13 protein-coding genes are annotated in these 13,700 nt (G+C 62.4%); 11 read left to right on the top strand and 2 right to left on the bottom strand.

Annotated features, from left to right (window positions below; all coding sequences use genetic code 11):
• The first annotated feature begins 87 nt into the window (after positions 1 to 87).
• Positions 88 to 2,184: a TonB-dependent siderophore receptor gene (locus tag C4J85_RS03650; protein WP_124409015.1), complete on the top strand. Its 2,097-nt coding sequence runs from the start codon at positions 88 to 90 to the stop codon at positions 2,182 to 2,184.
• A gap of 128 nt (positions 2,185 to 2,312) precedes the next feature.
• Here the strand turns inward: C4J85_RS03650 and hemH are convergent, their stop codons facing one another.
• Complete coding sequence (gene hemH, locus C4J85_RS03645; RefSeq protein ID WP_124409014.1) at positions 2,313 to 3,338, bottom strand: ferrochelatase; 1,026 nt, start codon at positions 3,336 to 3,338, stop codon at positions 2,313 to 2,315.
• 14 nt (positions 3,339 to 3,352) lie between these two features.
• Complete coding sequence (locus tag C4J85_RS03640) at positions 3,353 to 4,252, bottom strand: TIGR01777 family oxidoreductase (RefSeq protein ID WP_124409013.1); 900 nt, start codon at positions 4,250 to 4,252, stop codon at positions 3,353 to 3,355.
• Between the two features lie 212 nt (positions 4,253 to 4,464).
• On the opposite strand from C4J85_RS03640, the gene C4J85_RS03635 reads away from it, so the two are divergent.
• From C4J85_RS03635 to C4J85_RS03590, 10 genes are all read left to right on the top strand, one after another.
• Positions 4,465 to 5,451: an NAD(P)/FAD-dependent oxidoreductase gene (locus tag C4J85_RS03635; RefSeq protein WP_124365763.1), complete on the top strand. Its 987-nt coding sequence runs from the start codon at positions 4,465 to 4,467 to the stop codon at positions 5,449 to 5,451.
• Positions 5,448 to 5,663: a TIGR02450 family Trp-rich protein gene (locus C4J85_RS03630; RefSeq protein WP_124365762.1), complete on the top strand. Its 216-nt coding sequence runs from the start codon at positions 5,448 to 5,450 to the stop codon at positions 5,661 to 5,663. The genes C4J85_RS03635 and C4J85_RS03630 overlap by 4 nt, the downstream gene beginning before the upstream one ends.
• Before the next feature lie 111 nt (positions 5,664 to 5,774).
• Positions 5,775 to 6,734, top strand: coding sequence for a DUF523 and DUF1722 domain-containing protein (locus C4J85_RS03625; RefSeq protein WP_124409012.1), 960 nt, complete (start codon positions 5,775 to 5,777; stop codon positions 6,732 to 6,734).
• A gap of 2 nt (positions 6,735 to 6,736) precedes the next feature.
• The gene (locus tag C4J85_RS03620; protein ID WP_124409011.1) at positions 6,737 to 7,666 is read left to right on the top strand and encodes a MerR family transcriptional regulator; all 930 of its coding nucleotides are present in this window, start codon (positions 6,737 to 6,739) and stop codon (positions 7,664 to 7,666) included.
• Positions 7,667 to 9,106: a deoxyribodipyrimidine photo-lyase gene (phrB, locus tag C4J85_RS03615; protein ID WP_124409010.1), complete on the top strand. Its 1,440-nt coding sequence runs from the start codon at positions 7,667 to 7,669 to the stop codon at positions 9,104 to 9,106.
• Positions 9,103 to 9,885, top strand: a complete 783-nt coding sequence (locus tag C4J85_RS03610) for an SDR family oxidoreductase (RefSeq protein WP_124369522.1) — start codon at positions 9,103 to 9,105, stop codon at positions 9,883 to 9,885. Before phrB ends, C4J85_RS03610 begins: the two co-directional genes overlap by 4 nt.
• Complete coding sequence (locus C4J85_RS03605) at positions 9,882 to 11,129, top strand: NAD(P)/FAD-dependent oxidoreductase (protein ID WP_124409009.1); 1,248 nt, start codon at positions 9,882 to 9,884, stop codon at positions 11,127 to 11,129. Before C4J85_RS03610 ends, C4J85_RS03605 begins: the two co-directional genes overlap by 4 nt.
• The gene (locus C4J85_RS03600) at positions 11,126 to 11,935 is read left to right on the top strand and encodes a DUF1365 domain-containing protein (protein ID WP_124409008.1); all 810 of its coding nucleotides are present in this window, start codon (positions 11,126 to 11,128) and stop codon (positions 11,933 to 11,935) included. Before C4J85_RS03605 ends, C4J85_RS03600 begins: the two co-directional genes overlap by 4 nt.
• Positions 11,922 to 13,193 (top strand): cyclopropane-fatty-acyl-phospholipid synthase family protein, encoded by a 1,272-nt coding sequence (locus C4J85_RS03595; protein WP_124365755.1) that lies wholly within the window; start codon positions 11,922 to 11,924, stop codon positions 13,191 to 13,193. Before C4J85_RS03600 ends, C4J85_RS03595 begins: the two co-directional genes overlap by 14 nt.
• Positions 13,186 to 13,665 (top strand): DUF2878 domain-containing protein, encoded by a 480-nt coding sequence (locus C4J85_RS03590; protein ID WP_124361205.1) that lies wholly within the window; start codon positions 13,186 to 13,188, stop codon positions 13,663 to 13,665. Before C4J85_RS03595 ends, C4J85_RS03590 begins: the two co-directional genes overlap by 8 nt.
• Positions 13,666 to 13,700: the final 35 nt, after the last annotated feature.

Raw genomic sequence — 13,700 nt, 5'->3', positions numbered from 1 at the left:
GAGGGCACCTGCAAGATGATATTACATAACAATTCATCTCATTAGACATGTTATATTGTTTCAATACCGACATTGGAACGCTCTATCATGCCGTCTCGAAAGTTTGCGCCCCTGGCCGGCCTGGCCCTGGGCTTGCTGCTCGACCCCGCCTACGCCGAAGAAAACACCCTGGAACTGGACACCATCAGCGTCACCACCGACGCTTATGAGTCGGCGACCAGCCCGGTGCAGGGCTACCGCGCGACCCGCTCCGCCAGTGCCACCAAGACCGACACCGCCCTGCGCGACATCCCGCAATCGATCAGCGTGATTCCCGCCACGGTGCTCAAGGACCTGGGCAGTACCAGCGTGGAACGCGCTTTAGAGTTTGCGGGCGGCGTCTCCAAACAGAACAACTTCGGCGGCCTGACCCTCTACGAATACAGCGTACGCGGCTTCACCACTTCTGAGTTCTATCAAGATGGCTTCAGTGCCAACCGGGGCTACCCGAGCACGCCGGATGCCGCGAATATCGAACGCATCGAAGTACTCAAGGGGCCTGCCGCCAGTTTGTATGGGCGTGGCGATCCGGGCGGCACGGTAAATATCGTCACCAAGAAGCCCCAGCCGGAAGCCTTCACGACCCTGCAAACCAGTGCTGGCAGTTGGGACCGCTATCGCACAGCCCTCGACGTCAACACACCGCTGGACGCCGAGGGCAATGTGCTGTCACGGGTCAATCTGGCAGTGGAAGACAACCACAGCTTCCGTGATCACGTCGAGAGTAAGCGCGTGTTCGTCGCGCCTTCGTTCAGCTGGCAGCTGAACCCGGACACCAGCCTGCTGGTGGAAAGCGAATTCGTGCGCCACAGCTCGACCTTCGATCGCGGCATCGTCGACGCCCCTGGGGTATCACGCTCCACCTTCCTCGGCGAACCCAACGACGGCGACATCGACAACCACAACAATCGCATCCAGGCCACCCTGGAACATCACCTCAACGACGCCTGGACACTGCGCCTGGCCAGCCACTACAAACAAGGCAGCCTGTGGGGCGATGCGTCGGAAAGCCGTGCGCTGAACTCAGACGGCCACAGCGTCAATCGCCGCTACCGCGAGCGCTCCACCGGCTGGCACGACAGCATCACCCAGCTGGAACTGCGCGGCCTGTTCGACGTGGGCAGTTGGCAGCATGAACTGCTGATCGGCACGGAATACGAGGACTACCGCAAGAAGGAGCGCGTGACGACCATCGGCGGAGGCACTTACCCCATCGACCTCTACAAGCCGGTCTACGGCCAGCCAAAACCCAATGGCACGCGCTCCGGCACCGATATCTTCGAACAGACCCAAAGCCATGCGCTGAACCTGCAGGACCAGATCGTCTTCACCGACCGCCTGCGCGGCATGCTGGGCGCACGCTTCGAGCATTTCGAACAGAGCAACGACGATTTCGCCCGCAACCACGCCAAAAGCCGGCAAACCCACGACGCCCTTACCCAGCGTGCCGGCCTGCTCTATCAACTGACGCCGCAGGTGGGGGTATTCGCCAACGCCTCCACCTCGTTCAAGCCAAACAGCGGTGTGGATGCCGGCGGTCAGACCTTCAAACCCGAAGAAGGCGTGGGTTATGAAGTTGGAGTCAAGAGCGAGCTGTTCGACGACCGCCTCAGCGCCACCCTCGCCGCCTTTCATATCGAAAAGGAAAACGTGCTGACCCTGGACCCGTCGACCAACACCAACCGCGCCATGGGCAAGGCGCGCAGCCAGGGGTTCGATCTGCAACTGACCGGGCAAGTCACCGACGCCATCCGCGTGATCGGCGCTTTCGCCTACATCGACGCCGAAGTGACCAAGGGTGATAACACCATTCCAGCGGGCAGCCGCATCCTCGGCGTGGCCAAGCGCAGCGGCAGTCTGTTGGGGGTGTATGAGTTCCAGGACGGCGCGTTACGCGGTTCGGACCTGGGGGCGGCGTTTACCTATGTCGGTGATCGCTCCGGTGAAGCGGGCACAGGCTTCGAACTGCCCGCCTACCACACCGTCGATCTGCTCGCGCATTACAAGGCAACGGAGAACGTCACCGTGGGCCTGAACCTCAATAACCTGTTTGATGAAAAGTATTACGAGCGCTCCTACAGCAGCTACTGGGTCAGCCCTGGTGAGCCACGCAACCTCACGCTCAGCCTGACCCTCAATCTCTAAGCAAACGCCATACTAAATGTGGGAGGGGGCTTGCTCCCGATAGCGGTGTATCAATCAGCAATACTGAGACTGACACCCTGCTATCGGGAGCAAGCCCCCTCCCACATTTGGTTATTCGCACGGCTTAATTACAGCGACACAGGCGCGCGTTCACACAAGGTATTAAGCGCCGCCGCCCACTGCGGGTCATCATTCAGGCAAGGCACCAACACCAACTCCTCGCCCCCCGCTTCACGGAACTGTTCCAGCCCGCGATCACCGATTTCCTCCAGGGTCTCGATGCAATCGGCGACAAACGCCGGGCACATCACCAGCAGTTTCTTCACGCCTTGTTGCGCCAAGGCTTCAAGACGCGCCTCGGTGTAGGGTTCGATCCACTTGGCGCGGCCCAGGCGGGACTGGAACGCCACCGACCACTTGCCGTCCGGCAACCCCAGCCGCGCGGCCACATCCCGGGCGACGCTGAAACACTGCGCGCGGTAGCAGGTGGCAAGCACCTCCGGGGACGCGTTCCTGCAGCAGTCAGCGTCTTTGAAGCAATGCTGGCCCGTGGGGTCGAGCTTGGTCAGGTGACGCTCAGGCAAACCGTGGAAACTCAACAGCAGGTGGTCGTAATCCTGTTCTACATACGGCCGCACACTCGCCGCCAAGGCATCGAGGTACTCAGGCTGATCGTAGAACGGCTGCAGGATCGAGAATTGCACCTTGAGTTTCTTGTCGCGCACCACGCGCCTGGCTTCCTCGATCACCGTGGTCACGGTGCTGTCGGCAAACTGCGGGTACAGCGGCGCCAGGGTCACTTTCTGGATGCCTTGGGCGGCCAGGCGTGTCAGCACCGTTTCAAGCGAAGGCTCGCCATAACGCATCGCCAGTTCCACCGGGCCCTGGGTCCATTGCGTGGTCATCTGCTGCTGCAGGCGACGGCTGAGGACCACCAGCGGCGAGCCCTCCTCCCACCAGATGGACGCATAGGCATGCGCCGACTGCTCGGGGCGCTTGATCAGGATCAGCGACACCAGCAGGCGGCGCACCGGCCACGGCAGGTCGATCACATAAGGGTCCATCAGGAACTGATTGAGGTAGCTGCGCACATCGGCCACCGAAGTGGAGGCCGGTGAGCCCAGGTTGACCAGTAACAACGCGTGATCCGTCATGCAACATCCTATCTCTAGAGGCGGCTGGACAAGTCGTCCAGGGCCGCACGCAACTCAGTGAACTGGAAAGTGAAACCCGCCGCCAGCAGCCGCTCAGGCAGGGCCTTTTGCCCGCCCAGCAACAAGCCGGACAATTCGCCCAAGCCGACCTTCAGCGCAAAGGCCGGCATCGGCATGAACGCCGGCCGATGCAGCACCTGGCCCAACGTCTGGGCAAATTCGCGGTTACGCACCGGGTGTGGCGCGCAGGCATTATAAGGACCGCTGGCGTCAGCCTTGTGCAGAAGAAAATCAATCAGGGCGATTTGATCCTGGATATGCACCCACGGCATCCATTGCCGACCATTGCCGATCGGCCCGCCCAGCGCCAGTTTGAACGGCAGCAACAGGCGCGACAAAAAGCCGCCCTCGGCCGCCAGCACCAGGCCGGTACGCACCAGCACCACACGAATGCCCAGGGCCTCGGCCCGCACGGCGGTTTCTTCCCAGGCGATACACAACTGGCTGGGGAAATCGTCTTGCACCGGGCCGCACGCTTCAGTCAGTTCGCGCTCGCCGCCGTCGCCATACCAACCCACCGCAGACCCGGAGATCAGAACCGCCGGTTTGTGCTCGAGGCCTTCCAGCCATGCCAGCAGGCTTTCGGTCAGGCTGATGCGGCTGCTCCACAGCAAAGCCTTGCGTTTGTGGGTCCAGGGACGGTCGGCGATGGGCGCACCGGCGAGGTTGACCACCGCATCGACGCCGCCGATCACGTCCTGCAAGCGCCCGACAGCCGCCACTTGCGCGCCGCAGACCCGCGCAACGGCATCGGGTTTGCGGCTCAACACGGTCAAGCGATGGCCCTGGGCAAGCCAGTGCCGGCACAGTTGACGGCCGATCAAACCGGTACCGCCGGTCAGCAAAATATGCATGGGACGCTCCTCATGTAACGTTCGCCGCCGCTCACTGGTCTATTTTATAAGCAGGGATCAATTTAATAATCGAGCGTGGCGGCCATTCAGCCCTTAGCTTAACCATAGGTCACGCCACACAATCAGGCACGCCAAAACTTATACCAAAAAACAATATTGTACAGCTATTGGTGTCGGCGTAGTCTGTACCCAACGGTAAAACGAGGCCTCCCATGACTGTCCCCATTGCGATCATCGGTACCGGCATTGCCGGTCTCTCCGCCGCCCGAGCGTTACGAGACGCGGGGCACGTTGTACAACTCTTCGATAAAAGCCGCGGCAGCGGCGGCCGTATGTCCAGCAAGCGCAGCGATGCCGGTGCCCTGGACATGGGCGCACAGTACTTCACCGCGCGTGATCGGCGCTTCGTCAACGAAGTGCAGCGCTGGCAAAGCCATGGCTGGGCGCAACAGTGGAAACCCCAGCTGTACAACTTCAAGTCCGGCCAACTGACGCCCTCCCCCGACGAACAGATCCGCTGGGTCGGCACGCCACGCATGAGCGCCATTACCCGCGCACTGCTCGATGACCTGCCGGTGGAATTCGGTTGCCGCATCACCGAGGTGTTCCAGGGCACCCAGCACTGGAACCTGCTCGACGCCGATGGCGGCCATCACGGCCCGTTCAGCCATGTGATCATCGCCACGCCGGCGCCCCAGGCTACCACCCTGCTGGCCGCCGCACCGAAACTGGCGAGCGTCGTGGCCGGGGTGAAAATGGACCCCACCTGGGCCATCGCCCTGGCCTTCGACACGCCTCTGGATACACCGATGGAAGGCTGCTTCGTGCAAGACAGCGCCCTCGACTGGCTGGCGCGCAACCGCAGCAAACCGGGGCGTGACGTCACCGTCGACACCTGGGTGCTACATGCCACCAGCACCTGGAGCAAGGCGCACCTGGACCTGCCCAAAGAGGCCGTGATCGAACACTTGCACGGCGCCTTCGCCGAGTTGCTGCATTGCACCATGCCCGCGCCTTCATTCAGCCTGGCGCACCGCTGGCTCTACGCCCGACCGTCCAGCAGTCATGAATTCGGCGTGCTGGCCGATGCCGACCTGGGCCTGTTCGTCTGCGGCGACTGGTGTTTGTCGGGGCGTGTCGAAGGCGCCTGGCTCAGCGGCCAGGAGGCGGCGCGACGGTTGATCGAGCACCTGCAATGAATCGCATCAATCCGGCCAAATTGCTATTGTCGAAATGGACAGCCACCTTGCCGAAAAACAAGGAAAAACACTTCCTCGTCACCGAACTGTTTCGTGACGAGGAAGGCACCGTGCTGGAGATCGAGCTGCAAGCGGTGATGACCCGACGAACCGAGCGCGTTGGCTGGCAAACATTGCAGAATACGGATAGCTGGAAAATGGGATGGCAGTAAGCCCTGCGAAAAAACCTGTACAAAATAATTGACTTGTACAAGATCAAATCTATGATGAGATTAGTTGTACAGTAATTCGCACCTGTACAGGAATTTCACAGAGGTTTGCCCATGCCCCATTCCGTGAAACCCAAGATCGGCATCAGTGCCTGCCTGCTGGGCGAGAACGTGCGTTTCAACGGCGGGCATAAACAATCCCTATTGTGCAGCCAGACCCTGGCCGACTACTTCGACTACGTGCCGCTGTGCCCTGAAGTCGCAATCGGCCTGGGCATCCCCCGCGAAACCATTCGCCTGGTCGGCGACGCGAACAATCCCCAGGCCGTGGGCACCGTGCACCGCGAACTCAACGTGACCCAGCCGCTGGATGAATACGGGCAGGCGATGGCGCGTGAACATACCGACCTGTGCGGCTACATCTTTATGCAGAAATCGCCGTCCTGTGGCCTGGAGCGGGTCAAGGTTTACCGTGAAAATGGCGCACCGGTGGATGGCGGGGGGCGCGGTGTCTACGCCCAGGCATTCTGCGCGCGCCACCCCAACTTGCCGGTGGAAGAAGACGGCCGTCTGAATGACCCGGTATTGCGAGAAAATTTCCTCACCCGCGTGTTCGTCTACGCCAGTTGGCAGCAACTGCTCGCCGATGGCCTGACGCGTCATCGCCTGCTGGCCTTTCACTCGCGCTACAAATACTTGCTGATGGCCCACAGCCCGGCGCACTACAAAAGCCTCGGCCAGTTGCTCGGCACCATGGGCAAGGATGACAAACTCGACGAGTTGGCCACCTGCTACTTCTGCGAACTGATGACGGGTCTTAGGAGGTGCGCCACCCGCGGTACCCACACCAATGTGCTGCAACACATCAGCGGCTACCTCAAGGCGTCGATCAGCGCCGACGACAAGCAGGAAATGCAAACCATCATCGGCCAATACCACCAAGGCATCGTGCCTCTGGTGGTACCGCTTACCCTGCTCAAGCATCACTTTCGTCAACACCCGGACCGCTACATTGCGCAGCAGGCCTACCTGCAACCGCACCCGGAAAATCTCAGCCTGCGTAATGCGATCTAGCCATGAACGTTGCCCTGCAAGACGAAACCGGCGAAGACATCGCCCAAGCCCTGAAAAATGGCTGGCTACCGATCCGCGAGGTGGCGCGCCAGACCGGCGTCAACGCCGTGACCCTGCGCGCCTGGGAACGCCGCTACGGCCTGATCGTGCCCCAGCGCACGCCCAAAGGGCACCGGTTGTTCAGCGCCGAACATGTGCAACGCATCCACGCCATCCTCACCTGGCTCAATCGGGGCGTGCCGGTCAGCCAGGTAAAAGGCCTGATCGACTCCGCCCAGGCCAACCCCGAGCCGATGGAAAACGAATGGCACGCCCTGCGTCAAAACTTGGTCAATGCCATCGGCGAATTGGCCGAGCGCCGGGTCGACGATGCCTTCAACCAAGCCATGGCGCTCTACCCGCCACGCACCTTGTGCGAGCAGTTGATGCTGCCGCTGCTCAGCGAGCTTGAACAGAAATGGCAGGGTCAATTCGGCGCGCAGATGGAGCGGGTGTTTTTCCTGTCCTGGCTGCGCAGCAAGTTTGGCGCGCGGATTTACCACAACAATCGTCAACTCCACGGCGCCCCGTTGCTGCTGGTCAACCACTCCGACTTACCCCTGGAACCGCACTTGTGGCTCAGCGCCTGGCTGGCCAGCAGCGCCGACTGCCCGGTGGAAGTGTTCGATTGGCCGCTGCCCGCTGGCGAACTGGCCCTGGCGGTAGAACACCTGCAACCGCGCGCGGTGCTGCTGTATTCAAGCAAAGCGCTGCAGGTCCCGGCACTCACCAAACTGCTGGCCGGCGTTGGTTGCCCGATACTGATTGCCGGCCCCACGGTGTGCATCCACCACGCCGAGTTGGCCGCACTCACCCGTGACCTTCCCGACGTGTTCGTCGCCGAAGACCCATTGTCGGCCCATCAGATATTGCTCCAGCGTGGAATTGTCTAAATGCACTTGATCTGGCTGCGCACCGACCTGCGCCTTCACGACAACACCGCCCTGGCTGCCGCAAGCCAGCGAGGCCCGGTCGCCGCGGTTTACCTGATCACGCCGCAACAATGGCTGGCCCACGATGACGCGCCCTGCAAGGTCGACTTCTGGCTGCGCAACCTGCAAGCGCTGAGCCAGGCGCTGGCAGCCCTGAACATCCCGCTGTTGATCCGTCACGCCGACACCTGGGACCAGGTTCCCGGCGTATTGAGCCAGCTGTGTCGGGAGCTCAAGGTGCAATCGGTGCACGTCAACGACGAATACGGTATCCACGAGAGCCGGCGCGACGCCGCCGTGGCCCAGGCGTTGGAAGCCCAGGGCGTGACCTTCCAGCGTTACCTGGACCAGCTGTTTTTCCAGCCGGGCAGCGTGCTGACCCAGTCCGGCACCTACTTCCAGGTATTCAGCCAGTTCCGCAAGGTGTGTTACACCCGCCTGCACAGTGCCTTGCCGCGCCTGGTGGCAAGCCCCAAGGCCCAGGCCAGGCTCGACGTGAAAAGCGACGTCATCCCCACCCGCGTTGAAGGGTTCGCGCCACCCAGTGAAACCTTGCGTGCCCTGTGGCCCGCCGGTGAAGACGAAGCGCGCCGCCGCCTCGACGCATTTGCAGACGAGCAAATCAGCTATTACAAAGACGAGCGCGACTTTCCCGCCAAGCCCGGCACCAGCCAGCTGTCCGCCTACCTGGCCGCCGGAGTCGTGTCGCCACGCCAGTGCCTGCACGCGGCGTTGCAGTCCAACCAGGGCGAGTTCGAAAGCGGCGACATCGGCACGATCACCTGGATCAACGAGCTACTGTGGCGTGAGTTCTACAAACACATCCTGGTGGGTTACCCACGGGTCTCGCGCCATCGTGCGTTCCGCCCCGAAACCGAAGCCGTGGCCTGGCGCAACGCGCCCGAGGACCTGGCCGCCTGGCAGCAAGCACGCACCGGTTTGCCGATTATCGACGCGGCCATGCGCCAACTGCTGGAAACCGGCTGGATGCACAACCGCCTGCGCATGGTGGTGGCGATGTTCCTGACCAAGAACCTGCTGATCGACTGGCGCGAGGGCGAGCGCTTTTTCATGCGGCACCTGATCGACGGCGACTTGGCGGCCAACAACGGCGGCTGGCAGTGGAGTTCGTCGACGGGCACCGATTCGGCGCCGTATTTCCGGATTTTCAGCCCGCTGAGCCAGTCGGAAAAATTCGACAGCGAAGGCCTGTTCATCAAGCACTGGCTGCCGGAGCTGGCCGCGCTGAACAAGAAGGACGTGCACAACCCGCAAGCCGCCGTCGGTTTGTTCGGCATCGCCGATTACCCGCGCGCCATTGTCGACCTGAAACACTCCCGCGAGCGCGCCCTTGCCGCCTTTCGCAGCCTGCCCACGCGTCCAGAGAGGAGAATGGGATGAGCCTGACACCGCCCCGTCGTTATTGGTTGACCGGCGCCAGCAGTGGCATCGGCGCCGCGCTGGCCGTGGAGCTGCTCAACAGCGGCGCCCATGTGGCGCTCAGCTCGCGCACCAAAGGCCCATTGGCAGCACTCGCCCAGCGTTATCCGGGGCAAGTGCTGGTGGTGGCCGGCGACCTGACCAACAGCCAGACCGTACGCGAAATCGGTGAACGAATCGGCGAAGCCTGGGGCTCGCTGGATACGGTGATCCTCAACGCCGGCACCTGTGAGTACGTCGACGCCCGGCAGTTCGATGCGTCGATTGTCGAACACGTGGTGCGCACCAACCTGCTGGCCAGCAGTTATTGCATCGAAGCCGCGCTGCCGCTGTTGCGTGCCGGGCGTACGCCACACCTGGTGGGCGTGGCCAGCGCCGTGACCTACCTGCCCATGCCACGTGCCGAAGCCTACGGTGCCTCGAAAGCGGGGCTGCGCTACTTGTTCGAATCCCTGCGCATCAGCCTGTCGCCCGAGAACATCGACGTCACGGTGATCAGCCCGGGGTTTGTCGACACGCCCCTGACCGAACGCAATGATTTCCCCATGCCGTTGAGCTGGTCGGCCGACAAGGCGGCGAAGCATATCTTCGCCAAACTGGAAAAGCGCCCGCTGGAGATCGCCTTTCCGGCCATGTTCATCGCCACCTTGTGGCCGCTGTCGAAGCTGCCTAACCGGGCCCAATTGATCATCGGCAAACGCATGTTGCGCAGCCCGCCGCCGCACAAGGACGACCTGTGAAGATCGCCATTATCGGCAGCGGTATCGCCGGGCTGACCAGCGCCTACCTGCTCAGTCGGCGCCACGACACCACGCTGTTCGAAGCAGGTGCGTGCCTTGGCGGGCATACCCATACGGCCGACGTGACGGTCGAGGGCCAACGCTATGCGGTGGACACCGGCTTTATTGTGTTCAACGACTGGACCTATCCCAATTTCATCCGCCTGCTGGGGCAGATCGGCGTCAGGTTCAAACCCACCGAGATGAGTTTCTCGGTGTGCGACCCGAGCGCGGGGTTCGAATACAACGGCAATAACCTCAACAGCCTGTTTGCCCAGCGTAGCAACATGCTGTCGCCAGGCTTCTGGGGCATGCTGCGCGATATTCTGCGCTTCAATCGCCAGGCGCCGCAGGACCTGCAAGCGCAGCGCATCAGCGCCGACATGACCCTGGGTGATTATCTCGACGCCGGTGGTTATGGCCCGCGCTTTATTCGCCACTACATCGTGCCGATGGGCGCGGCGATCTGGTCGATGTCTTTGGCCGACATGCTCAAGTTTCCCTTGCAGTTCTTCGTGCGTTTCTTCAAGAATCACGGTTTGCTGTCGGTGAGCAATCGCCCGCAATGGTGCGTGATCGAAGGCGGCTCCAGCTGTTATATCGAACCGCTGGCCCGCAGTTTCCGCGATCACGTGCGCCTCAACTGCCCTGTGCATAACGTGCAACGCACCGACGACGGCGTGGTTATCCACAGCGCGGCCGGCAGCGAGACGTTCGATCGCGTGGTCTTCGCCTGCCACAGTGACCAGGCCCTGGCATTGCTCGCCGACCCCAGCCAAGCCGAACAGCAAATCCTTGGCGCCCTGCCCTATGCCGACAATGACGTGGTGCTGCACACCGACACCCGACTGCTGCCCGACCGCAAGCTGGCCTGGGCCAGTTGGAACTACCGGCTGAGCGGCAGTCAGCAGCATCAGGCCGCTGTCACCTACGACATGAACATCCTGCAAGGCATCGACAGCGCCACCACCTTTTGCGTGAGCCTCAACCAGACGTCGATGATCGATCCGCTGAAGATCCTGGCGCGCTACACCTATGCCCATCCGCAATACAGCCTGGCAGCGGTGGCCGCGCAAGCGCGCTGGGAAGAATTGCATGGCGCGCGCAACACGTTCTACTGCGGCGCCTACTGGGCCAACGGTTTCCATGAAGACGGCGTGGTCAGCGCCCTGCGCGTGGCCCAGGCCTTTGGGGAAACCCTGTGAACAGCGCCCTGTACAGCGGCTGGATCGCCCATCGTCGGTTTGCGCCCAAGGCCCATGCCTTTCGCTACCGCATCGGCCTGCTGTACCTGGACCTCAGCGAAGAGGACGCGGTGCTCGCGCTCTCCCCCCTGGCCGGCGGGAGCCGCCTGGCGCCGTTCGGCTTTCGCCAGCAGGACTACCTGCACCAATTCACGCGCCACGGCCTGGGTTTGAGCGACGCGGTGCGCCAGGAAGTCGGCAAGGCCCTGGGGCGCACCCCGCAGGGCGCTATCTGCCTGCTGACCCAGGCCCGCAGTTGGGGCCTGGCGTTCAACCCGGTGAGTTTCTTCTATTGTTTCGAGGCCGACGGGCAGCTGGCGGCGATCCTGTGCGAAGTCACCAACACCCCCTGGCGCGAGCGCTATCACTACGTGTTGCCGGCCCAGGCGATGGGCGCCGATGAGCATCAGCACTTCGCCGTGGCCAAGGCGTTCCATGTGTCGCCCTTCCTGCCGCGCGACCTGGAATACCGCATGAGCTTCAGCCCGCCGGCCGCCCGGCTCGGCGTGCACATGGCCGATTGGCAAGGCGCGCATAAAGTCTTCGACGCCACCTTGAGCCTGCAAAAAGAGGCCTTGAACCGCGCCAGCCTGCATCGCTATCTATGGCGCTTTCCCTGGATGACCGCCAAAACTTGCCTCGCGATTTACTGGCAGGCCCTGCGCCTGCTGCTCAAACGCACACCGATTTTCCCCCACCGAGCCGCCGATGGCGTCTCCAGCACCGCAGTCGGGTATACCAAGGACCGCCGCCATGAAATCCCCTAGCTTATCGGTCAAGACCAATCGCCTGAACGTCAACGGCATCAGCGCTGCGCTATTGCGCAAAGGCGTGTTGCGCCAACTCAGCCAATTGCGCCATGGGCAATTGGTGATCGTCGAGGACGGCGAGCGACAAGTGTTCGGCGCACGGGAAGCGCACCTGCTGGGGGAGATCCAGATCCTGGATTCGGCGGCGTGGGGCCTGGTGGCCGCCAACGGCTCTATCGGCGCCGGCGAGGCATTTATCCACGGTTATTGGAGCAGCCCGGACCTGACCGCCGTGGTGCGGGTGATGGTCAGCAACCTCGACGTGCTTGATGCGATGGAAGGTGGCCTGGCCCGCCTGGCGCGGCCGTTCACCCAGGGCCTGCACTGGCTCAACCGCAACACGCGCAAGGGCTCGCAGAAAAACATCGCGGCCCATTACGACCTGGGCAACGACCTGTTCGAGGCGTTTCTCGACCCGACCATGATGTATTCGGCAGCGCAATTTCTCAGCGCCGACGACACCCTGGAACAAGCGCAACTGAACAAGCTGGAACGCATCTGCCAGAAACTGTCGCTCAAGCCCACTGACCACCTGCTGGAAATCGGCACCGGCTGGGGCAGCATGGCGCTGTACGCGGCGCAGCATTATGGTTGCAAGGTCACCACGACCACCTTGTCCAAAGAGCAGTTTGCCTACACCGCGCAGCGCATCGCGGCGGCGGGCCTGCACAGTCAGGTGACGGTGCTGCTGCAGGACTACCGCGACCTCACGGGTGAGTACGACAAGCTGGTGTCCATCGAAATGATCGAAGCGGTAGGCCATCGCTTCCTGCCCACGTATTTCAAGCAGTGTGCGCATTTGCTCAAACCCGACGGCCTGATGCTGCTGCAAGCCATCACCATCCGCGAACAACGCTTTGAGCAGGCCAAGCACAGCGTCGACTTCATTCAACGCTACATCTTTCCCGGCGGCGCCCTGCCCAGTGTGCAGAACATGCTGCAGATCGTCTGCCGCGACACCGACATGAACCTGCTGCACATGGAAGATTTCGGCCTGCACTACGCACGAACCCTGCGCCTGTGGCATGAGAACTTTCGCCGTGCCCATGGCCGCCTCGCGGAGCTTGGCTACGACGAGTACTTCCTGCGCTTGTGGGAGTTCTACCTGTGCTACTGCGAGGGCGGCTTCATGGAGCGCACGATTGGCACCGCGCAGTTACTGCTGGCCAAGCCAGCGGCAATCAACCCGCCGTTGCTCGGGCGCTTCAGTGCTTAAATCCCTGGCGAATGCCGCGTTGTTCCAATGCGGCTGGTTTGCCTGTGTGCTCGGCGGCGACAGCCTGTGGTTGCTGGTGGGGTTGGCGGTACTGGTGATCAACCTGCTGTGGATAAGCCCGCTGGCGGATGACGGGGTGTTGATCATCGGCGTGACGCTCGCCGGCACGCTGCTCGACACGCTGTTGCGCACCCTGGGGGTATTCCACTTCAGCGAACCGGGGCCGTTGATTCCGTTCTGGTTGATGCTGCTGTGGGCATTACTGGCCACCACCCTGCGCCATTGCCTGGCCTGGAGCGCCCGGCCCTGGTGGCGTGCCGCCCTGTTGGGCGCGGTGGGTGGGCCGTTGTCGTATTACGCCGGCAGCCAATTGGCTGGCGTGCAGTTTGGCTATGGACTGGGGCCGACGATGGCCGGGCTGGCGGTACTTTGGGCCGCCGTGTTCGTCGGCATGCAGCGGTTGGCTCACTGACGTCCGTCGCGCATTCCTACACCCATGGCCTGCTT

The organism is Pseudomonas sp. R4-34-07, assembly GCF_003852375.1.
Lineage (GTDB): Bacteria > Pseudomonadota > Gammaproteobacteria > Pseudomonadales > Pseudomonadaceae > Aquipseudomonas.
The sequence above is the reverse complement of the archived record's forward strand: the minus strand, read 5'-3'. Positions and strand labels throughout refer to the sequence as shown.

Bases quoted from the DNA above. Each gene is read 5' to 3' on its own strand.
- C4J85_RS03650 (WP_124409015.1), top strand. From the start codon at position 88: ATGCCGTCTCGAAAGTTTGCGCCCCTGGCCGGCCTGGCCCTGGGCTTG.
- hemH (WP_124409014.1), bottom strand. From the start codon at position 3,338: ATGACGGATCACGCGTTGTTACTGGTCAACCTGGGCTCACCGGCCTCC.
- C4J85_RS03640 (WP_124409013.1), bottom strand. From the start codon at position 4,252: ATGCATATTTTGCTGACCGGCGGTACCGGTTTGATCGGCCGTCAACTG.
- C4J85_RS03635 (WP_124365763.1), top strand. From the start codon at position 4,465: ATGACTGTCCCCATTGCGATCATCGGTACCGGCATTGCCGGTCTCTCC.
- C4J85_RS03630 (WP_124365762.1), top strand. From the start codon at position 5,448: ATGAATCGCATCAATCCGGCCAAATTGCTATTGTCGAAATGGACAGCC.
- C4J85_RS03625 (WP_124409012.1), top strand. From the start codon at position 5,775: ATGCCCCATTCCGTGAAACCCAAGATCGGCATCAGTGCCTGCCTGCTG.
- C4J85_RS03620 (WP_124409011.1), top strand. From the start codon at position 6,737: ATGAACGTTGCCCTGCAAGACGAAACCGGCGAAGACATCGCCCAAGCC.
- phrB (WP_124409010.1), top strand. From the start codon at position 7,667: ATGCACTTGATCTGGCTGCGCACCGACCTGCGCCTTCACGACAACACC.
- C4J85_RS03610 (WP_124369522.1), top strand. From the start codon at position 9,103: ATGAGCCTGACACCGCCCCGTCGTTATTGGTTGACCGGCGCCAGCAGT.
- C4J85_RS03595 (WP_124365755.1), top strand. From the start codon at position 11,922: ATGAAATCCCCTAGCTTATCGGTCAAGACCAATCGCCTGAACGTCAAC.